Source organism: Corynebacterium freiburgense (assembly GCF_030408815.1).
In the GTDB taxonomy this organism is placed as follows: domain Bacteria; phylum Actinomycetota; class Actinomycetes; order Mycobacteriales; family Mycobacteriaceae; genus Corynebacterium; species Corynebacterium freiburgense.
On the sequence record NZ_CP047355.1, the window covers coordinates 1,048,454 to 1,069,176 of the forward strand.

Genomic DNA, 20,723 nt, shown 5'->3' on the forward strand with positions numbered 1-20,723 from the left:
TTTCTTACTTCACACCACTGGATGAACCTGAGGAGCCATTTGATGAATTTGATGGCGAAGATGGTGAAAAACCAGTGCCAAGGAAGGTGTAAAAACCGGTATTGTATCTGGTGAGATCTTCAGTTTGTACAACGCAGTTGTTATTACCTTTTGGCGTAATGGTAATTATTTCATTGCGGTACTTCAGATAGATGACGCCAGTTTTAGGATCAATTGCTTGTGCTTGTGGGGACGACCGATCGACAATGCGGTTCATTGTTTTTTCTGGTCCTCCTTCGCAGCGGCGAGCTTTATCGTCAATAAGCGGTCGCGAATTCACAAGCACTGCGGAAGACATAAACAAGACAAGAGATAAACCGAAACTGATTAAAGAAATAATGCCCCAGTATTTGCGGTTCATATTATGTACCTACTTTGGGAAGTCACGATAGTCTGCTCCTCGGGGTAGAAATGAAGCGTTTGCCAATGTATGAGCGATGCATCCCAACTGCCTCGCAGCGCCGTAATGTGATACGGACTTTCTCCTGGAAAATAAGCCACAAGCCATGAATCATCGAGTGATTCCGCCCACTGTGCAAGCTCTGTATTAGATACACTTTCTCTAGTGCTACGGAATTCGTATCCTGGAAATTCCCGGTGTTCTGGCAGGGGACCAGTAACATTGCACGACATTTCTTCGCGAAACACCAGTGTTCCTTGAAGCGTAATACTTGCAACATGTGAAGCCCCAATCACACCAAGATCAAGGTGGCCTTGAGGCCCAGCCACCCTGTGGTTTGCAAGAACATCGGGGAGCGGGCCGTCGAGAAGCAAGCCGAGATCCGCCGCTGAAACATCGGCGATTGGGCAGTGTATCTGATGAATCATTAACTGGTTGGCGCTGGATAGACAGTTAGTTCATGTTGGCCAATGGTTTCCCCAGTGGAGACTTCCCAGCCTGCGCCATCATAGTTTTCCAATGATAACAGCAAGGATCCGGATGCATAATCCTGGAATTCCATATTCCCGGAAGGTGCAACTCCAGTAGTGCCTTCTGAAGTGTAAACGGCGGAACCAGTTTCCTCATGATTAAACGACAAACCATCAGCACTTACTGAACTGCTGCCGGTAAGGCCGTAGAGATCTTTTCGGCTACGCCACCACGTAAGCTGTAAAATGCCTTCATCAACTTCCACGCCAAGCCATTCACCATTATCAAATAAATGCGACCACCACACATAAGGTCCTTGGCGGTAGGAAATAGAACCACGAACAACATAGTCGTGCCCATTTCGCGTAACTACAGCACCTGGCCCCAGAATTTGGGGCCCAAAATTGCCGGCGCCTGATGTTGAGGCAAGTGGATCTTCGCGGGTTGGCATAAACGATGCAGGTTGAGTGGGTTTTTTCAAAGCTTTGATTGCGGCAAAAATGCCAACAATCGCGAATAGTACGGCGAGGATAAAGACAATAACGAACAGTGAACTCACAATAAAAACTCCTAAAGAGATTGCTGCAATTCTACCCTAGAATTTAACGTTGCACACCTAAATTTAGTTGTCTGCCTATCAGTGATTCACTTCGCACTGCCAGCTTGTTTGCAATTGCTTGCAACGCTTGACCAGTTGGAGATTCCGGATCTGCAATTGCAATTGGAACACCGTTATCGCCACCTTCACGCAGCTTTGGATCCAATGGCACCTTCCCTAATAGAGGAACCGGTGCACCGGTAAGATTCTGCAACCGGTTGGCCACAATATCGCCGCCGCCAGAACCAAATACATCCATTGTGGAACCATCCGGCAAAACCATTGCGGACATATTTTCAATAACACCAGCAATGCGTTGGCGAGTTTGCAAACTAATTGATCCGGCACGCTCTGCAACCTCGGCTGATGCCGCTTGTGGAGTAGTTACAATAAGCAATTCAGCAGTGGGTACTAATTGTGCCACCGAAATAGCAATATCGCCGGTGCCTGGGGGTAAATCCATAAAGAGCACATCTAAATCACCCCAGAAAACCTCCGAGAGGAACTGTTGAATCGCCCGGTGAAGCATTGGACCACGCCAAACAACTGGCGCATTTCCTTCTGTGAATTGCGCAATAGAAATCATTTTTACGCCGTGTGCAATGGGCGGCATAATCATATCGTCCACCTTGCTTGGACGATCATCTGAACCCATCATATGTGGAATGGAATGCCCATAAATATCCGCATCAAGGATGCCCACGCTCAAGCCCCGTGCCGCCAATGCTGCAGCTAGATTTACCGTCATTGAAGACTTACCGACGCCCCCCTTGCCTGAGGCAACCGCAAACACCCGTGTTGTTGAATCAGGGTCCGCGAACGGAATAGTTGGTTCCGCAGTGCCCCGAAGTTTTGTTCGCAGTTCACGCCGTTGCTCATCACTCATAACATCAGTGGTCACGGTGACGGTGTCAACGCCCTCCAATTCTTCCACTGCCGCCTGTGCATTAGTGGTAATTGTGGTTTTCATTGGGCAACCGGCAATAGTTAAATACAGCTCGATTGCAATATCGGCACCGGTAATCGATATAGATTTCACCATGCCCAGCTCGGTAATAGGGCGGCCAATTTCGGGGTCCTCTACGCGGGACAGTGCGCCGCGGACAGCGGATTCAGTGAGAGTAGACATCACTTCCTGATACTAGCGCTCTTGCGCAATATCACCTTGTGTAGGTTCCGTTAATTCGTGTGAATGATCGAATTCCCGATGTTCTCGGGCGATACGGGCGGCTGATTCATCGTCTAGCTTCGCTTCAATGCGGTCCAATAAGGTGCGCAAATCCTCGAGTTCATGGCGCAAGTAATCTCGTGTGACTGTCTCGCCTAAAGCGATACGTACACCGGCAAGTTCACGAGCTAAGAATTCGGTATCAGCCTTGGTTTGTTCGGCACGGCGCCGATCCTCATTAAGAGTAACTCTGTCGCGGTCTTCTTGGCGGTTTTGTGCCAATAAGATTAAGGGCGCCGCATAGGCAGCCTGGGTGGAAAACGCCAGGTTTAGCAAGATAAAAGGATACGGATCCCAATTCCACCAAAATCCGCCAATATTTAGAGCAACCCAAATCAAAACAAAGACGGTCTGCCAGAATAAATATTCCCCTGTGCCGAAAAACCGCGCGACCTTTTCTGCAAAAGCGCCAACAGTATCCCCATCAAGTCGCAATAATTTTCGCCGCGAACCAACAAATGGGGTATCCAAGTCACTGCGTGCATAATCAGCCACTGCGGAACTCCTTTACTTGGTTAATTGGGATTGCATGTGATGAGTAGTGCTATGCGGACGTAGTCCAGTCTCGCGCCAATTTTCTGGCAGCATATGGTCAAGAAGGTCATCAACCGCTACTGCGCCCAAAAGATGATTATCATCATCGAGCACAGGTCCGCACACTAGATTGTATGTGGCAAAATAGCGGGCAGCTGTTTCCTGGTTATCATCAGCATAAAGAGGTGGTAAGTCAGGATCCAAAATTCCACCAATAAGAGAACTGGGGGGTTCCCGTAATAATTTCTGTAAGTGTACGCACCCTAAATATGTGCCAGTCGGAGTTGCTGTTGGCGGCCGTACTACAAAGACCAGAGAGGACAAAGATGTGGGCAACTCTGGATTCCGCGCCATTGCCAGTGCTTCCGCGACAGTTGTTTGGGGAGTTAAAATCAACGGTTCTGGGGTCATTAGTGCCCCCACAGTGTCTGGCGAAAATACCATCAAACGCCGCACTGGGGCGGATTCTTCAGGGTCCATTAGTTCGAGAAGCACATCGGCTTTTTCATCCGGAAGTTCCCCAAGAAGGTCTGCTGCATCATCGGGGTCCATTTCTTCCAGAACGTCGGCGGCGCGCTCAATATTTAAGCTTTCAATAACCTCAGTCTGGTGATCTTCTGGAAGCTCTTGCAGGATATCTGCAAGTCGCTCATCATCAAGCTCTTCGGCAACGCGTTGACGTTGTGCGGCCGAAAGATTATGCATCATTGTTGCCACGTCTGCTGGACGCATATCTTCAAATTGCGCAATAAGTTCCGCCGTGGCATTTGTTTGGCCAACACCGGCGGCCGTAATGCCATGAATATGAGCCCATGGAATTACATGAAGATCTCCGCGCCGCCCAAACGTGTGTTTTTCCCCAAAAACTGCAACTTTGGTAATAATCCAGTCGCGGGTGCGAGTGCGCTCGAGTTCAATATCGGCGATTTCTACGGCCCGAGCATGAAGATGATCCATCTCTGGGTCATCTGTTTGAACCCGAGAACCAATAAGGTCATTCATAATGGTGAGTTCGCCGATACGGCGCTGGAAGGGGCGCATATTCACTTGGCCAGAGGAAAGCGTAATTTCCTGAGGTTCGATAGCAGATACGCGGAGCATGGGAACGAAAATGCGGCGCTTATTTACCATTTCCACGACCAAACCTATGGCACGAGAGGTCTGTCCGTTTGGTCGGACAATAACCACTACATCGCGGACTCTTCCAATCGATTCCATGTCCGGTCCGCGCACTACCATGCCAGATAGCCTGCCGGCATACACTCGTGTCACAGGGCTCATGTTTGTAAAGTGTAATCACTCTTACAGTGGGCAAGGGATTTTTGGGAACTTAGTCCAGCTCAAGAACGTTATCTAAGTGATTGATCGGTTTTTATTTCGAAGGAGAAGTCTGCACTATGACGACCCCAGGCAAGGGCGTTCAGCGTTCGTCGCGGCCTCTTCCGGAGGGCTGGCCGGTGGGGAGTTTTGCCACCTACGATGAGGCACAAGCCGCTGTAGATATGCTGAGTGACCGCGGTGATTTCCCTGTCGCTGAGCTCACAATTGTGGGCGTTGACCTAATGGAAGTTGAACAAGTTGTCGGTCGATTAAGTTGGGGGCGAGTGCTTTTTGGTGGTGCTGCATCTGGCGCGTGGCTAGGGCTATTTATTGGAATTCTTATGGGCTTATTTAGTGATGATTGGCTATCACCATTAGTCCTCGGTGTTGGTTTAGGAGTTATTTTTGGGGTGGTATATAGCGCCGTGCCATATGCAGCATCGCGCGGACGTCGAGACTTTGCCACAACAACCCATATAGTTGCCGGGCGCTATGACGTATTGTGCACTCCTGCTCATGCGCGAGAAGCCCGAGATGCCATTGCTAAAGCCAATTATTCTTCCGGAGCGACCACCACATAATAAGTACTGAGCCAACCATGATGCCGAGCACTACAAAATAGGCATATTTCCATTGCAATTCTGGCATGTAGTTGAAATTCATGCCGTAAATTCCCGCAATCATTGTTGGTAGTGCGGCCATACCAACGAGGGCGGAAATTTTCCTCATATCGCTGTTTTGTTGCAATGTAATCTTTGCGACGCCCGCGTCAATCAATGCCGAAAGACGCTCGTCGTAGCCAGCGACACGGTCAGCAACAATAAGTTCGTGATCCAAAACGTCACGAAAATAGGAGCGAATTGGTTTTGGCAGTAAGTCTTTGTGGTTTTGAATCAAAGCCTGCAGTGCTTGAGCTAGTGGGTCAATAGCATGGCGCATTTCCAGAATTTCTCGTTTAATCATATAGATTTGCTCAATATCAAAGCGCGAATTTGGCGTAAATACCTCGCTTTCTAGCTCGTCTACGTCATATCCCAATTGGGTAGAAATACTTAGGTATTCATCCACGAGGATATCGGCAATTCGCCATGCAACGGCGGAGGGGCCTAATGCGCATTGTTCTGGATCTTGCTCAACTTTTTGGCGTAAACCGGCAATCTTTGTGTGCTCGCCGTGCCGAATTGTAATTATGAAATCTTTGCCGACGATCATTTGCACTTCACCTGTAGAAATAATCTCTTTGGCGTCAGATACAGATTCGTGTTCTTGGTATTTTACTGACCGAACAACAAAAAATACTTGGTCGTCGTATCGCTCAACTTTGGGGCGTTGATGTGCGGAAACCGCATCCTCCACAATCAGTTCGTGCAATCCAAACGCCTCGGCCACATTATTCATATGCTCCTCTGAGGGTTCCAGCATGCCCAACCACACAAAACTATTATTGCGGTTTCGCACTTCAGCTAATGCTGCAGCATATGTAAATTCCTCCGGCAGCCGATGCCCATCCACGTAGACTCGACACCGCTCGATGACACTTTCTATTGTGCGGTGGGGGAGAGAAGAATTCCGAATATTTCTACGTGGCGTGACCATAAACGTGAAAAACCTTTCCCGAAGGGGGACAAAACAGCTTTAGTGTACGCCGTCCGCGTAGAGTGGAATACGTTATCCATATTCCACACCGACCAAGGTTTACCTTTATGCATCGTCGATTTCTTCCGGCCACCTTGGCCGTACTAGGTCTAGCGTCCACGCTAATCGCCTGCACCGATGAACCCAAACATCCCGAACGCGAACCTGACTATAAGCCTATTGAAATCGCGGTACTAGACCGGTCCAATGAACAACTCATTCTTGGCGAGCTCTATCAACACGCATTTAAGAAAAAAGAACGAAATGCGTTTCTTATTCGGCTTTCAAGTGACAAAGAAGTCCGCAAAGTCGAGCGTATTCGAAATCGCTCAGCGGACCTCGTTGTGGGTTGTACTGGTGAAATCCTCTATGAAGTAAATCCGAAACTTGCGGAGGAAATCTCGGCTGAATATCGCAAAGCGCTCGAATCCGGAAAAATTGATTCAAATAATGGTGAGTGGCGGGACAAAGTATATAAGGCGATGGTCGGTTCGCTTCCAGGAAAACTCGCCGCATCTGATCCTTCAAATGCGCTCGGCTGCGAAAACTATGAAGGCCCCGAATTGCCCCAAAATATTGTGCCGATTTTCCGCAATGAAGTACTCAACCGCAATGACAAACTGGTATTGAACTATATTAGTGGCACTATTAGTACAAATGATATGGCGAAGCTGGCCGAAGAGGTAGAGAAAGAAAAATCAGTTTCCGCAGTGGTTGATCGATATATTAACCAAAAAGGCTTCTAATCGCACAATGCAGCCCCTTTAAAAGGCGCAACACCACCGATGTGTGGTAGGGGTGGACTGCTCCCCATTTATTGGACTGTACTGTGCAAGGTTTTAGCCTGGTGTTGTGGGATTTGTGGCTGGTGGTTGGGTTGTGTGCGTCCGGTTACCTGGGATTTGGTTGGGGTGCATATGGGTTGGGTGGAGGTGCTTAATCTTTTCGGGCTGCTGGCCAGGAGGTGCTCAGTCTTTTTGGGTGCTGGTTGGGCGTGTTGTCACAGATTCCATTTTTTCGGCCGATTTTATGGAATCTGCGACACGATAGGTAGGGAACCTGTCACGAATTCCATTTTTTTCGCTGTTTTTATGGAATCTGCGACACACCCCAGGTCAACGCTTGTGCGCAATGTTGGCTGCTGTCACAAATTCCATTTTTTCAGCCGATTTTATGGAATCTGCGACAGTAGAGATAAAAACATCACTAATTTGATAGGGTGCGCCTATCAAACCGCAGGGAAAGCAGCTCCAACCCCAGGAAACCCAGCCAGGCTGCATGGAAATCGGCGTCAACCACCCAGATCAGTCACTTCCAACCAGCCCCGCCACCCCAAAACAACAGGTAAATTAGACAGCACTCGTAAACCCCGAACCGTCTACAACCAAAAACCGGTCTAATTTTCAAAAGTAACACCCCCGTTGTGGGTAGAGGGCTTTACGGGAAGTGAAGCCCTACCCACAACGGGGGCGTTTGGGGGGTTGATTAGTCCTCGAATGCAGCTTTAAGCAGTTGTTCTTGCTCGAAGTGGTGAACCTTCACAATGCCAGTAGAGGTGGAGGACTGGGCGCGTCGGGAAACGCGCTTCATAGGCAGCATTCCAGGGATGAGCTCTGGGAGGTGGAGCCCCAGGAATGGCCATGGTCCTTGGTTGGCGGGTTCGTCTTGGCAGAAGCGGATCTCTTCAGCGTTCGGGTAGCAATCGAATGCTTCTTTGAGCCTGTTAAATGGGATCGGGTGGAGCATTTCAATGCGTACGATTGCTACGTCTTCGCGCTTCTCCTTTGCGCGGCGCTTTTCGAGCTCGTAGTAGAGCTTGCCGGAAACCAGGAGGATCTTCTTGACCTTATTGACGTCGCCAATGATATTGCCGTCGCGGTCAACGAGCCGTGGATCATTGATTACGGAGCGGAACTTCTTTACCTCGGTGAAGTCTTCGACCGGGGAGGCGGCTGCTTTCAGACGCAGCATTGACTTCGGGGTAAAGATGACCATTGGGCGCTTAAGGTCAGAAAGTGCATGGCGGCGCAGCAGATGGAAGTGGTTAGCCGGTGTGGATGGCTGTGCCACTGTCATAGAACCTTCGGCGCAGAGTTGGAGGTAACGCTCGATACGTGCCGAGGAGTGGTCTGGGCCCATGCCTTCATAACCGTGTGGTAGCAGCAGAATCACACTGGATGTCTGACCCCATTTGGCTTCGCCGGAGGAGACATATTCATCGATAATGGTTTGTGCGCCATTAGCGAAGTCGCCGAACTGGGCTTCCCATGCGACTACGGCGTCGGGGTTGCCTACAGAGTAACCGTATTCAAAGCCCATGCCGGCATATTCGGTAAGTGCGGAGTTATACACCAGGAACTTACCAGCGCCCTTTGACCGGGCTAGCTCATCGATCGGGTTGTATTCCTCGGCGGTATTGGGGTCATACATTACGGCGTGGCGCTGGGTAAAGGTACCGCGACGGGAATCCTCACCAGCTAGACGAACAAGCTTGCCAGCATTGGCCAAAGTACCGAATGCTAGGAGTTCACCCCAGCCCCAGTCAATGCCACCTTCCAGAATTGATTCTGCGCGCTTTTGGGCGACCGGTGCAACACGTGGGTGCATGGTAAAGCCCTCAGGCAAAGTGACATAGGCCTGGCCAATTTCCATAAGATCGGCCTTGGTAACGGAGGTATCCAAGCCGTGCGGTAGCGCTTGGGACATAGTAATGCCAACTTGGGCTTCGGCGGCTTGTTTTTCCGCGAGGCGAACCTCGTTAAATACCGATTCCATCTGGTCGTGGAAGTCACGTGCTACTGCTTCGGCATCTTCCTTGGACAGATCACCACGACCGAGAAGGTCTTCGGTGTATTGTGCACGAACTCCGGCCTTTTGCTCGATGATGTGGTACATCTTTGGCTGAGTCATGGATGGGTCGTCAGCTTCATTGTGGCCGCGGCGTCGGTAGCAAACAAGGTCGATAAAGACATCTTTGCCAAAGCGGCGTCGATACTCGGTGGCTAGTTGGCCAACCCATACTACGGCTTCTGGGTCATCACCATTGACGTGGAATACCGGGCAACCAAAAGCCTTCGCAATATCGGTTGCATAGTGGCTGGAGCGGCCGGAATCAGGTGTGGTGGTAAATCCAATTTGGTTATTCACCACGATATGGATCGTGCCGCCAACGGTATAGCCGCGCAGGGCAGCAAGGTTAATGGTTTCTGGAACAATGCCCAAACCTGCAAACGCTGCATCGCCATGGAGGAGCAAAGGAACAACGGTGTAGCCGTCGGGGCCCTTATCCAAAATGTCTTGCTTTGCGCGGGCGATGCCTTCCATGACCGGGTTTACGGCCTCAAGGTGGGAAGGATTAGCGGTAAGGGTGACTTTGATTTCACCATCGCCAAACATTTGAATATGGCGGCCTTCAGCACCAAGGTGATATTTAACGTCGCCAGAACCACCAGCTTGTGCTGGGTCCATATTGCCTTCGAACTCATTAAAGATCGTATGTAGCGGCTTGCCTACAATATTGGCCAGTACATTAAGGCGACCACGGTGAGGCATACCAATAACTACTTCATCGAGGCCCTGGCCAGCGGCGGTATCGATTGCAGCATCCATAAGTGGAATCAGAGATTCTGCGCCCTCAAGGGAGAATCGCTTCTGGCCAACATACTTGGTCTGAAGGAAGTTTTCGAAAGCTTCTGCGGCATTCAGCTTTTGCAGAATGTACTTTTGCTCTGCAGGGGTTGGCTTAGCCATGCCTTTTTCAAGACGGTCCTGCAACCACGTGCGCTCATCGCGGTCCAAAATATGGGTGTATTCGGAACCAACCTTTAAGGTGTAGGCGCGACGTAGTGTAGAAAGCACTTCGCGCAAGGTCATGGTTTCGCGGCCAGCAAAGCCGCCGACATGGAAGGTACGGTCCAGGTCCCAGAGCGTAAGACCATGTGTTGCAATGTCCAGGTCGCGGTGATCAGGTACTGGCATGCCAGGCTGGTGCCAGTGAAGCGGATTGATATCCGCGATAAGGTGGCCGCGGGAGCGGTATGCCTCAATAAGTTGCATCACACGCGTGTTCTTATCCACGCCGGTATTTGGGAGATCCTGTGCCCACCGAACCGGGGTGTAAGGAACGCGCATGGCTTCGAAAATATCGTCCCAGAACGCGTCGTCGATAAGCAATTGGCTCATGGTGCGCAGGAACTCACCGGATTCCGCGCCCTGGATAATGCGGTGATCGTAAGTAGAGGTAATTGTAACGAGCTTGCCGACGCCCAGCTCCGCCATGCGGTCCTCGGAAGCACCCGCAAATTCGGCCGGATAATCCATAGAACCAACGCCAATAATTGCGCCTTGGCCCTTAGTAAGACGAGGCACCGAATGTCGGGTACCAATACCACCAGGGTTTGTCAGCGAAATGGTGACACCCGAGAAATCCTTACCAGTGAGTTTGCCGGTACGGCCACGCTTGACCACATCTTCATATGCTTCGACAAACTCTGGGAATGATAAGTTTTCACACTCTCGAATGGCAGCGACAACAAGCGCCCGAGAACCATCCTTTTGTGTCATATCGATAGCTAAGCCCAAATTGATGTGCTCCGGCACAATAAGGGTTGGCTTTCCGTCAATAACGGCGTAAGCATTATTCATTACTGGGTGCGCCATAACCGCTTTAACCAGTGCATAACCCAAAATATGGGTAAATGAAATCTTGCCGCCTCGACCGCGTGCCAATTGGTCATTAATAAGCGCTCGGTTTTCGAACATAAGTCGGGCTGGCATATCGCGCACAGACGTTGCCGTGGGGACTTCAAGCGAAATCTCCATATTCTTAGCAATCGCCTTTGCCATACCCTTTAAGGGGCTTTCACTTGCACTTGGCATTGTGCCAATTTTGCTTAGTGGGGAAGCAGCCTTCTTTTTCGCCTCTTGAGCTGCTCGAATCTCATCTGGCTGATGCATTTCGGGAAGATTTTTTGCTGCTGGATTCTCTTGAGGTGCAGCAGCAGGAGAAGGTTTTTTAGGTGTCGGGGCAGGAGCCTTGGCAGGTTTTTCAGCCGAGGCTTGTTCCTGGGCCTTCGCGGGGGTAGTAGCGGGGGTGGCGGAGGGTGCGCCCTGGGATTCAAAAAGTTCACGCCATTCCTTGTCTACCGAATTCGGATCGGCTTGGAATTGCTGGAACATTTCGTCAACCAGCCACTGATTCTGGCCGAAAGTACTAGCGCTGCTCACGGCAGGTGCTCGCCTCATTTCCTTGTGTCATCGCTTACGTCAGTGTTGTCACTGTAAGTATTCACTACAGGCTAACGTGTTGTTACCCCGCTTGTCGCATTGTTGGCAAACAAATTGGTGGGAATTTTTTATTCTCACCGCCCAACACCCCACATGTGTGCGTAGGTGCCGTTGTGTGCCAACAATTCTTGGTGGGTACCATCTTCGATAATACGCCCACGTTTTAGCACTAATATGCGGTCGGCTCGCGCGGCTGTAGCTAAGCGGTGAGCGACAATAATCGACGTTCGTTGCATTGTAAATTTTTGAGAAGCATCCAACACAATTTTTTCTGTGGCGGGGTCAAGTGTTGCGGTTGCTTCATCAAAGAGCACCAATTTGGGGTATGTAAGTTCCGCACGAGCAAGTGCAATAAGTTGCCGTTGTCCGGAGGATAGACCACGACCGCGCTCACCAATATGGAAATTAAAACCATCCGGAATCTTGGCGATTATTGCGAGCGCACCTACACGCCGGGCAGCGGCAATAATCTCTTCACTACTAGCTGTCGGATTACCATAAGCAATGTTTTCTGCAATGGTGCCAGTAAAAAGATGGGGTTCTTGTGGAACGATGCCAATACTCCTGCGCCATTGATCGAGTGGAAATTGCGCGATATTAGTGCCAGAAGCCCGAATAGTCCCGGACGAAGGGTCATAGAACCGTGCCAGCAGCTTAATCAATGTGGATTTACCCGCGCCGGTATGCCCCACGAGTGCGACAGTACTGCCTGGCTTGATTGTAAGGTCAATATCTTCTAGTACGTCTGCGTGCGTGTACGAAAATGTCACCGAATCTAATTGGATTTGCCCTTGGATAGCGTTTGCTGCGCCAGGTTCTTCCCCTATGGAATGAACTTTTGGTTTTTCATCGAGGAGTTCGCTTATGCGTTGCAGGCTGACCTTGGCTTGTTGGTAGGCGTCATAGAGTTGAGAAAGCTCTTGAATGGGGTCAAAAAGCAGGCCCATATAGAGTAAGAACGCCACTAAGACCCCTGGCGAAATATTGCCGTGGAGTACCATCGAGGCGCCAATACCAAGAACCGTCGCTCTTGTGATTTGTGCAATGGCGTTGATGCCAGGGAAGAACATTGCCACTGCCAATTGGGAGCGGAACCGAGTGTAACGGTACGCATTACAACTAGCAGCAAAACGTCGCAGGAGCTCTGGCTCTGCATTGTGCATTTGGATGGTGCGAATTCCGGAAAAAGACTCATGGAATTCCGCATTAATAGTGCTTAATTCTTCTCTGGCACGTGTGTATAGCGGCGCGGTTACTCGGCGAAATGTCACTGTTGCAATAACCACAATTGGAATCGCTGCAAATGCTGCAATTGCAAGTTTTGGGGAAGTAATCAATAGCATGCCTGCAATGCCAATAAGAGTCGTGGAAGCAACAATTGCTTGAGCGACGCCGAGCTGTAAAAACGAGCTGAGGTTATCAATATCTGTAGTCATCCGCGTAAGGATGCTGCCAGTACGGGTCCGCTCAAAGTAAGCAAGATCCAAACGTACAAGATGCCCAAAGGATTTCACCCGCAGGGAATACAACAAACGTTCACCAATACGTGTGGCAAGTTGTGTACGTATTACACTCATGCCCCAAGCGGTTAAAACAATGGCAAAACCGGTGACCGCAACCAATATAAAAATACTGGTATTGCCTTGGGTAATGCCGGAGTCAACGGTATATCGGACTAAGGTGGGAAGTGCTAAATCAGTGGCAACTCCACCTAATAATAGGCAGATCAGCGCCACAACCGGCAGCGAAACTTGGCGCAAAATAAATGCCAAAGAAAATGGTTTGGAAATTTCTACGGGTTGCGGGGATGCGCCTATTTCAAGTGTGTTTTTATTGTCATCTATTGGCAGTTGTATCGAATCAAAATCTGTTTCGAGCTCTAGTTTAGCAGCGCTATATTTATATGTATTTAAGGCTTCAGTGCCTATGAATTTTTGAAATTCTGCTGAGTTGGTAAAGGTGTCCCGGTGTTTCAGGCTGGTTACTGCGCCATCTTCAATAACGGCTATGTAATCGGCGAGGCGCACCATTGAAGTGCGATGTGTAATCGCAAAAACCGTCATATCAGTGAACTCGTTTTCGAGCTCTTGGAAGATGCGGGATTCGGTTTCTGCATCGATGGCGGATGTTGCATCGTCAAGAAGTAAAATACGGGGTTGCCGCAAAAGTGCGCGTGCGAGCGCCAACCGTTGTCGTTGTCCGCCGGAGAGTGTCACACCGCGTTCCCCTATAATGGTGTCTAATCCTTGGGGGAGTTCTGCGATAAAGTCCTGCGCTTGCGTAATGCGTAGTACCCGCCAAAGCTCGTCCTCAGGGATGGTTTCGCCGAGAGTGAGATTCTGGCGTACAGAAGCTTCAAAAAGGAACGGTTCATCGAAGACTACCGCGAGCGAGTCCCGTAATTGTGCCCGGGGGATTTCCGGTAGCGGGATCCCTTGGATTCGGATTTCCCCCTGATCTGGATCATAAAAACGTGCGGCTAATTGCACTGCGAGTGTTTTCCCGCCGGCTGGTGGTCCTATCGCGACGACCGTGGATCCCGCAGGGATTGTAAGGTGAAATCCGCGAAGTTTGGATTGGAAATCAACATGATGAAACTCAAGTGTTAATGGACCTTGAGGAATATTAGTGTCGCCGTGATCTGTGGCTGGTTCTAGCGAAGATATTTCATGAACCCGCTCAACGGAGGCTAATCCGCTTTGAATACGAACAGCCATATTGCCCAACATACGTACCGTGCCGGTAAGGCGAGAAACGTACATTGAAAAGGTGACAAAAATACCCACGCTCACCATATTTTGGGTAGCCATCCAACCACCAAGAAGAATGGTGCACACAAGCGCAGCTTGGGGTAATTGTTCGAGCAAAGGCTGGAATTTGGCGGTGACTTTGGCAGCAAATATCCGGGCATGGTAGACAGATGCGCTGCTTTTAGCAATGGTGTTTTCTTCTCGCTCTTCTTGCGCAAGGCCTTGAACAATTCGAATGCCAGTAATTGTTTCTTCAATGTGTGTGGCAAGATCTGAGGCCTGTTGTTGTGCTGCTTTGGTGGCACTGGTTACTGGGGCCTTTGATCGGCCAGCTAGCCAGGCAATAACCGGTAACCAGATAAGTCCAGCAAGTGCGAGGAGTGGCGAAAGATACAGCATCATAATCGCCGTGACAATAAGTTGGAGTAGATTTCCGATCGTAAGCGGTAGCATTGCAACCAATCCTTGAATGGATTGAATATCGGAAATCGATCGGCTAATTACCTGGCCCGTGCGCAGGCGATCTTGGGTTGGGCCGTCTAGGTGCAGGACGGTGCGCAGTATTTGGATTCGCAATGAATGTTGCGTTTCAATTGCGAGTCTGCCAGCGGTATAGCGTCTGAGGAATTGAAACCCCCAGCGGGCGAGCGCGGTAACTATCAGTATTGTGACCGCACTTGCCAAAGGACTCATTTGTGGGAAGACATATATGCCTTGTTGCGATACTGCAATATCTACAATATTGCCGCTAAATAGCGGGATGGCGAGCTCAGCGAGTGTTGCCCCAATAGTTGCTAGGAGAGCCCACAAGCCTATGCGCCAGTGGGGTGCCAGCATTGCCCAGAGTTGACGCATATCGGTGGAACTTACTTACTTATCGGGTGTATTGATCTCCGCAAGGTTCGGAGCCTCAACATTTTTTGGAGCTGGGGTTGAGAATGTGGCAGGTAACGGGCCCAGGGATTCCGCAGTATTTGAAATTACTTTCGAAGCAATCTTGCGGTTAGCCCAGGTACCTAGTGCGGCACCAATGCCAAATGGCATGATTTTGCCAATCCACATGCCACGGAACTTCTTACCTAAGCGCTTCAACGCCATTGAAAGGAGTCGATTATTTACATCCTTCAGTTGGGGAGTCCCATATCGCGATAAAGCTGCGGCAATGGAGGCGCCGTTTTTGCGAGAAAGGTCGCCGATAGCGGCGTCGACAAGCATTGTGCCTGCAGCACCCGTTGCAACAACTAAAATGAGTGTTCGGCGACGTTCGGGGTCTCGGATATCAATACCGCGCAGGTATGCAGATGCCATGGTGTATACGGCGGCGGCGTCGGTAAATACTAAAGATTCCACGCCAATTGCGGCTGCGCCAGTAACAAAACCAATGCCAGGAATAGCGGAAGCGGCACCCACGCTAGCGCCAGTACCGGTGGCAACATATTTAAAATGTGCGTCTAGCTTTTTTTGAATTTCTGCTGGAGAAGCATCAGGATTCCGATTACGTAGCCAGTCGACATAGTTCTCGATAACGCCGGATTGCATATGCACGGCTTTATCGATCACCTTTAAAAGCATCCGACCAGTAACACCAGCGCGCTCTTCTAAAGCTTCTGGGCTGGAATGTTCCGCATCGGTCACTGGAAGTTTCGAATTATGGGATGGATAATTCGGGTAAGTCACATAAGCTCCTGAACAATATAAGGTTGCAGTCCTTGGTTTTTACTGCTGGGCGTATTCTTCAGCAGCAATTACCTGGGCATCAGTGGGTCGCACTCCTGTATACACGGCGAATTGCTCTGCTGCTTGAAGCGCAATGACTTCACCACCATGAATCACAGGTACCTCAAGCCGCTCTGCAGCGATAATTAAGGGAGTGCGTACCGGGTAGGCTACCACATCAAATACGCAGGAAGCTCGGCTGATTTGTGCATTAGAAAACGCTTGAACATCCTGGTCTGGGCCAAACATACCTAAAGGTGTTACGTTTACCAGCATGTTTGCGTCTTCAGGTACATCTTGGGAAAACTTCCAATCATATTGTTGGGCTAATGCACTACCTGTATCAGTATTGCGGGCAACCACTGTGCCTGACATCCCATAATCAGCGAGGGCTGCCACAACTGCGGAAGCCATACCACCGGAGCCCCGAACCGCAACATTGAGTGATGGGGCGACGGCATGGTGGCGTAATAATTCTGATACTGCAATATAGTCCGTATTCAATCCGACCAAATGGCCGTCAGTATTAACAATAGTATTGACGGATTGCAGTCGTTCCGCTGAAGGGTGTAGCTCGTCAATAAGCGGAATTACAGCGGCTTTAAATGGCATGGATACGCCAGCGCCCCGAATATTTAAACCGCGGATTCCCGCCACTGCTTGCTCAATATTGCTTGGTGAAATTGCCTTATATACAAAATTCAAACCTAATTCGGCATATAGCCAATTATGAAACCGAACTCCGTGGTTTGAGGGGCGAGCAGCAAGGGAAATACACAGTGTTGTTTCACGGTCGATCACATTTACCATAGGGCCTAGCGTAGTCCGGAGTCTTTGGGGGTGGTGTGCCGCGTAATATCGGCGAAGATTTTTGCCCAAAGTTCTTGCATTAATGGGGTTTCATAGTGCCCTATGGTTACCCCATGGTAAGCGCCTGGAAGGATCATAGACTCAACAGAGACTTGTTGTTCTTTTAATCGACGCGCGTATGTTAAAGCTTCTTCATAAAATAAGTCCAAGTCACCAACGGCAATAAACGTTGGTGGCATACCAGTAAGGTCGATTCGGCGGGCAGCTACCGCATAGTCGGGGATTTCATCATGTGGAGTGAGGTATGAAAGGTAGCAATTCCATGCCAAAGTATTTGAACTTTGATGCCAATTAAATTGGCCTCGCCCTGGATTTGGGGTAATCCGCGTACGGTCATCGAGCATTGGCTCAAGGAGGAGTTGGTAGGTGGGTGGAGTGTTTTCATCCAAAAGTTTTTGGGTAAGGCAGGCTGCTAATCCCGCGCCAGCGCTCTGTCCGGAAACGACAATATGTTTGAATTCTGGGTTTTCTGTTAGCCAGGTGTAGGTGGCGTGGCAATCATGGAGCGCTGCTGGGAATGGAGCAGTTCCAGCGAGCCGATATTCTGGGCTGATTACTTTGCAGCCCAGAGTGCGGGCAATATACGCGCAGATTTCATCGTCAGCTTCGGGTTGTCCTAATACAAAGCCGCCGCCATGTATCCATAGGAATGCAATGTCGCGGCGGATTGTTTCCGGGGTATAGATACGCAGTGGTACGGCAGGGCCGCCACCATAACCTGGAATGTTTTGGCTTGAGATATGAATGCCATCAAGGGCGACATTGCTGCGGCGTGGTGGCTGATAGTTTGCAGCATAGATGGGGTAACTGCGCCGCCACACCCTAATGCTTTCTAATGCTGGGTGTTTATAGAGCTTAGGGGTACGTAATTCGGGAGCAACTTTTTGAATTCGGTAGCGTTGGATTCCAAGATAAGTTCCGGCGATAATTCCGCTGGCGGCAGCGATTCCAGTGAGGGTTTTGGTGAGCGCAGAACAGGCAGGTTTCAATGGTACGACCTCCGGAGTGGGGATAGTGCTAGTTTAGAGAATCCTGGGTGTGCTTACAGTGGGTTATAGAGAATTTTGACCCCGAAAGGTGGATATGCATTCCGTTTTTCAATTGGTGGTTGCGGAATATCCGCGCTTTTCCGCAGCGGTCATGCCGCAAGCAGGAGCGGTCGAGGTTTCTGTGGCGGAGCTTGCCAAGGATCACCGTATACATAACGCCCTTGTCGCGTGTGAAAAAATGTTCCCACTTTCGAACCCGCGTTGGGCAGGGCAATTATGGTGGTTTTCCTGGAATAATTCCATAGTTGCCCCAGCTATAACCGCCATGGTGGAATTTTATAAAACCCCAAGTTTGGACCTTTCCCAAGGGCAGTTACATATCCAGCCGGGCGATTATTGGTGTAGTTTTTCCACCGATATTGTTTCAGGTGATGGAGGTTGGCAGGAGGCTGGGCAACAGTATGCGCACAGTATTGCCCCGCTTATCGACGCCCTGGTATCTAATGCTGGTATTAAACCTGCGCCGTTATGGGCAGTTGCGGCCGATGCTTTGGTCTCCGCTGCGGTGCATGCCGGCAATGACGCATTTGATCCCTACCGTGGTGTCAAAATTGCTTGCGAATTATCGAAAGGCTTATCACATGGTGCGCCGGGAGTTACTATTCCCCAACCAAGGTTTCAAGATATTTGTAATGGACAGATTGCGCCAACCAATATGGATGCCGTTTATGCAGGTGAGGAGCCTAGCGATGTGCATACGGTGGCGCGCCGGGCGTCGTGTTGCATGATTTTCCATTCACCGGGTTGTGGGATGTGTTTATCGTGTCCAAAACAACAACCAGCTGTTCGTGAAGCCGCTTTAATTGCACACTTTCAATAATTTTCTTCATTCAAGGATAGGGTGGTGTTAAGCCTGCGTTTGGCACGGCAGGGTTTGTATGTATGAAAACCCCTCAACAGTGGAAGGTGAAGCGGACATGAGCTTCTTTGAGGATATTGCTTCAGCCCTAGATGCTGACGGGATTGAGTCCCGCGTAAAAGGGGACACGATGTTTGTCCCAATTACCCGGGAAGTGGAAATCCAGTTTGTGGAAATTGATCCTGATCTGCCAGCAGCCAATGTGTACATCGCAGCAGCCGATGTCGATGAAGACGATGACGATTTCGAAGCTGTCTTAGTTTCAGTAGCGTTTTCTGTCGACGACGCGGTCTCCGCTGTTGCCCGGCATGTTGCCACAGATCAAGTGGTGACGGTTCTCCGTGACCTTCTTGATGGAACGGATGAGCGTATCGCAGACTTGGAATTTGTCCAGGACTGGGAAGACCCCAATCTTGTGACCGCTGAAGTTGGCCAGCACTCCGAAATTCAAGTGCTTGTCGAATCCGAAGGTGATGTTCCAGTGGCGATGGTGACATTCGCAGCTTGTGGGGAATCCTATGAAGACCTTGTTGATCAAGCGATTGTGGAACTTTGGGAATCCGGTGCGGATGAAGACCTTAGCGAAGACGACCGAAACTTGCTTATCGCGGCGGCAGTCCGAGATGCAGAGCTAGCTTCGGAAGAAGTCCTTGAACTGGGCTCCTTTACTGACTTTGATCGGCTCTTCGATGTACTTGCGCTTGCTGCTGAACAAGCAGCAGACTGGGAAGCACAACTTGTGCCTATCGATGATTATCAGGACCCGGACGATGATGAAGAAGACGAAGATTACCTTGAGCTGGAGGAAGTCTTCGATGAAATCTATGACGATGAGGATGAAGACCTCGACATAGTAGAAGACACACCCTAGGCCGCAATTTGTGATGCAAATAGTTCGGCTGGCGAAGGCAATGGGTGGAAGCGACCGTCAAGGACAATGCAAAACGTCGGTGTTGCGCAATCGCGTTGTTGGTGAATAGTCCCATTAACAACATTTGGGAGGATTGCCGCTACCCATGCTCTGGCAAGAGACGGGTCGACGCGGCTTCCATCACGGCTGGATATTCGTAATGTCAGTACGAATGCGGGGGAGTGTAATAGGGAAGTGGTTGGATCCCAAGCACGTAGTATGGCGCGCTCATGGGCATGAATCCGATACCTGCTTACCGTTATGTGCAATCCCGAATGGGTCATGAAATAGGTATTCGGTAGATGGATGGATGGCGGCCGCCAAGTAGGAGTGCGACGAGCCAGCGAACGCGGGTGAGCAATAAGGCTTGCAGCGCGTTGTAATGTTTTGGTTTGGTTGCTGCGGATCTGGTCAATCATGCGGGAATGATGACGCGTAGTGTGCATGGACTTGGTGAAGTGGCGCAATGTAATCATGTTTTGCACTATAGGAATCCGCGGTAACTACGGTGCAAAAAATTAGAACATAAATTCGATCCGGGTGCTGTGGGCTGGCTTTATATCAAGGAGTTCCTTTGAACCGTTCCCCGTTTGCCGGGCCCTTTGATTGGGTGGTGGTGGTTTGGTTGTGTGCTTCTGTTGACCTGGAATTTGGTTGGGGTTGGGTGGGCTCTGGTCGGGAGGTGCTTGGTCTGGTTGGGCGCTGGTTGGGCGCAAGTTGATCTTTTGGGCGTGTTGTCACAGATTCCATTTTTTCGGCGGATTTTATGGAATCTGCGACACGATAGGTAGGGAACCTGTCACAGATTCCATTTTTTTTCGCTGTTTTTATGGAATCTGCGACAAACCCCAGGTCACCGATTGTGCGCAATGTTGGTTGCTGTCACAAATTCCATTTTTTCAGGCGATTTTATGGAATCTGTGACACTTGGGATAAAAACATCACTAGTTCAATAGGGTGTGCCTATCAAACCCCCAGGAAGCTAGGTCAAACATCCTAGAAAGCAACTTAGGCGACCAGAAACCAGCCCCACCAACCTGAAAACCAGGCAGATCTGA

At 50.0% G+C, this 20,723-nt stretch carries 18 protein-coding genes; 5 read left to right on the forward strand and 13 right to left on the reverse strand.

The window, feature by feature from the left end; all coding sequences use genetic code 11:
• Positions 1–4: 4 nt before the first annotated feature.
• Genes CFREI_RS04805 through CFREI_RS04830 form a run of 6 tightly spaced genes read right to left on the reverse strand, consistent with a single transcriptional unit; the run spans position 5 to position 4,551 of the window.
• Positions 5–400 (reverse strand): DUF4247 domain-containing protein, encoded by a 396-nt coding sequence (locus CFREI_RS04805; RefSeq protein WP_051256077.1) that lies wholly within the window; start codon positions 398–400, stop codon positions 5–7.
• A complete protein-coding gene (locus CFREI_RS04810) occupies positions 397–867 on the reverse strand; it encodes a DUF2617 family protein (RefSeq protein WP_027013351.1) in 471 nt (156 codons plus the stop codon). Before CFREI_RS04810 ends, CFREI_RS04805 begins: the two co-directional genes overlap by 4 nt.
• On the reverse strand, positions 867–1,469 hold the full coding sequence (locus CFREI_RS04815) for a DUF4178 domain-containing protein (RefSeq protein ID WP_027013350.1): 603 nt from the start codon (positions 1,467–1,469) through the stop codon (positions 867–869). Before CFREI_RS04815 ends, CFREI_RS04810 begins: the two co-directional genes overlap by 1 nt.
• A gap of 43 nt (positions 1,470–1,512) precedes the next feature.
• Positions 1,513–2,637: an Mrp/NBP35 family ATP-binding protein gene (locus tag CFREI_RS04820; RefSeq protein ID WP_027013349.1), complete on the reverse strand. Its 1,125-nt coding sequence runs from the start codon at positions 2,635–2,637 to the stop codon at positions 1,513–1,515.
• Between the two features lie 12 nt (positions 2,638–2,649).
• Positions 2,650–3,231, reverse strand: coding sequence for a DUF1003 domain-containing protein (locus CFREI_RS04825; protein ID WP_027013348.1), 582 nt, complete (start codon positions 3,229–3,231; stop codon positions 2,650–2,652).
• A 12-nt stretch (positions 3,232–3,243) separates the two neighbouring features.
• Positions 3,244–4,551, reverse strand: coding sequence for a magnesium transporter MgtE N-terminal domain-containing protein (locus CFREI_RS04830; protein ID WP_027013347.1), 1,308 nt, complete (start codon positions 4,549–4,551; stop codon positions 3,244–3,246).
• 116 nt (positions 4,552–4,667) lie between these two features.
• On the opposite strand from CFREI_RS04830, the gene CFREI_RS04835 reads away from it, so the two are divergent.
• Complete coding sequence (locus tag CFREI_RS04835) at positions 4,668–5,171, forward strand: YflT domain-containing protein (protein ID WP_051256076.1); 504 nt, start codon at positions 4,668–4,670, stop codon at positions 5,169–5,171.
• On the opposite strand, the gene corA is transcribed toward CFREI_RS04835, so the two are convergent.
• Positions 5,134–6,186, reverse strand: a complete 1,053-nt coding sequence (gene corA, locus CFREI_RS04840) for a magnesium/cobalt transporter CorA (RefSeq protein WP_051256075.1) — start codon at positions 6,184–6,186, stop codon at positions 5,134–5,136. The genes CFREI_RS04835 and corA overlap by 38 nt on opposite strands.
• A 107-nt stretch (positions 6,187–6,293) precedes the next feature.
• Here corA and CFREI_RS04845 point away from each other — a divergent pair, with 107 nt between their 5' ends.
• The gene (locus tag CFREI_RS04845) at positions 6,294–6,971 is read left to right on the forward strand and encodes a hypothetical protein (RefSeq protein ID WP_027013345.1); all 678 of its coding nucleotides are present in this window, start codon (positions 6,294–6,296) and stop codon (positions 6,969–6,971) included.
• A 739-nt stretch (positions 6,972–7,710) separates the two neighbouring features.
• Here CFREI_RS04845 and CFREI_RS04850 read toward each other — a convergent pair.
• The 5 genes from CFREI_RS04850 to CFREI_RS04870 form a co-directional block, all read right to left on the reverse strand.
• Positions 7,711–11,451 carry a multifunctional oxoglutarate decarboxylase/oxoglutarate dehydrogenase thiamine pyrophosphate-binding subunit/dihydrolipoyllysine-residue succinyltransferase subunit gene (locus CFREI_RS04850; RefSeq protein WP_027013344.1) on the reverse strand — a complete coding sequence of 1,247 codons (3,741 nt, stop codon included), beginning with the start codon at positions 11,449–11,451 and terminating at the stop codon, positions 7,711–7,713.
• Positions 11,452–11,585: 134 nt separating this feature from the next.
• Positions 11,586–15,116 carry an ABC transporter ATP-binding protein gene (locus CFREI_RS04855; protein ID WP_035112413.1) on the reverse strand — a complete coding sequence of 1,177 codons (3,531 nt, stop codon included), beginning with the start codon at positions 15,114–15,116 and terminating at the stop codon, positions 11,586–11,588.
• Positions 15,117–15,131: 15 nt separating this feature from the next.
• Positions 15,132–15,938: a hypothetical protein gene (locus CFREI_RS04860; protein WP_051256074.1), complete on the reverse strand. Its 807-nt coding sequence runs from the start codon at positions 15,936–15,938 to the stop codon at positions 15,132–15,134.
• A 39-nt stretch (positions 15,939–15,977) separates the two neighbouring features.
• Positions 15,978–16,787 carry a shikimate 5-dehydrogenase gene (locus CFREI_RS04865; RefSeq protein WP_027013343.1) on the reverse strand — a complete coding sequence of 270 codons (810 nt, stop codon included), beginning with the start codon at positions 16,785–16,787 and terminating at the stop codon, positions 15,978–15,980.
• Between the two features lie 5 nt (positions 16,788–16,792).
• Positions 16,793–17,836 (reverse strand): alpha/beta hydrolase, encoded by a 1,044-nt coding sequence (locus CFREI_RS04870; protein ID WP_051256073.1) that lies wholly within the window; start codon positions 17,834–17,836, stop codon positions 16,793–16,795.
• A gap of 94 nt (positions 17,837–17,930) precedes the next feature.
• Here CFREI_RS04870 and CFREI_RS04875 point away from each other — a divergent pair, with 94 nt between their 5' ends.
• Both CFREI_RS04875 and CFREI_RS04880 read left to right on the forward strand, forming a co-directional pair.
• Positions 17,931–18,716 carry a (2Fe-2S)-binding protein gene (locus CFREI_RS04875; protein ID WP_051256072.1) on the forward strand — a complete coding sequence of 262 codons (786 nt, stop codon included), beginning with the start codon at positions 17,931–17,933 and terminating at the stop codon, positions 18,714–18,716.
• A 97-nt stretch (positions 18,717–18,813) separates the two neighbouring features.
• On the forward strand, positions 18,814–19,626 hold the full coding sequence (locus CFREI_RS04880) for a hypothetical protein (protein WP_027013342.1): 813 nt from the start codon (positions 18,814–18,816) through the stop codon (positions 19,624–19,626).
• Here CFREI_RS04880 and CFREI_RS04885 read toward each other — a convergent pair.
• Positions 19,623–20,141 carry a hypothetical protein gene (locus tag CFREI_RS04885; RefSeq protein WP_051256071.1) on the reverse strand — a complete coding sequence of 173 codons (519 nt, stop codon included), beginning with the start codon at positions 20,139–20,141 and terminating at the stop codon, positions 19,623–19,625. The genes CFREI_RS04880 and CFREI_RS04885 overlap by 4 nt on opposite strands.
• A gap of 98 nt (positions 20,142–20,239) precedes the next feature.
• Here CFREI_RS04885 and CFREI_RS04890 point away from each other — a divergent pair, with 98 nt between their 5' ends.
• Positions 20,240–20,386, forward strand: a complete 147-nt coding sequence (locus CFREI_RS04890) for a hypothetical protein (protein ID WP_169719172.1) — start codon at positions 20,240–20,242, stop codon at positions 20,384–20,386.
• The last annotated feature ends 337 nt before the right edge of the window (positions 20,387–20,723 follow it).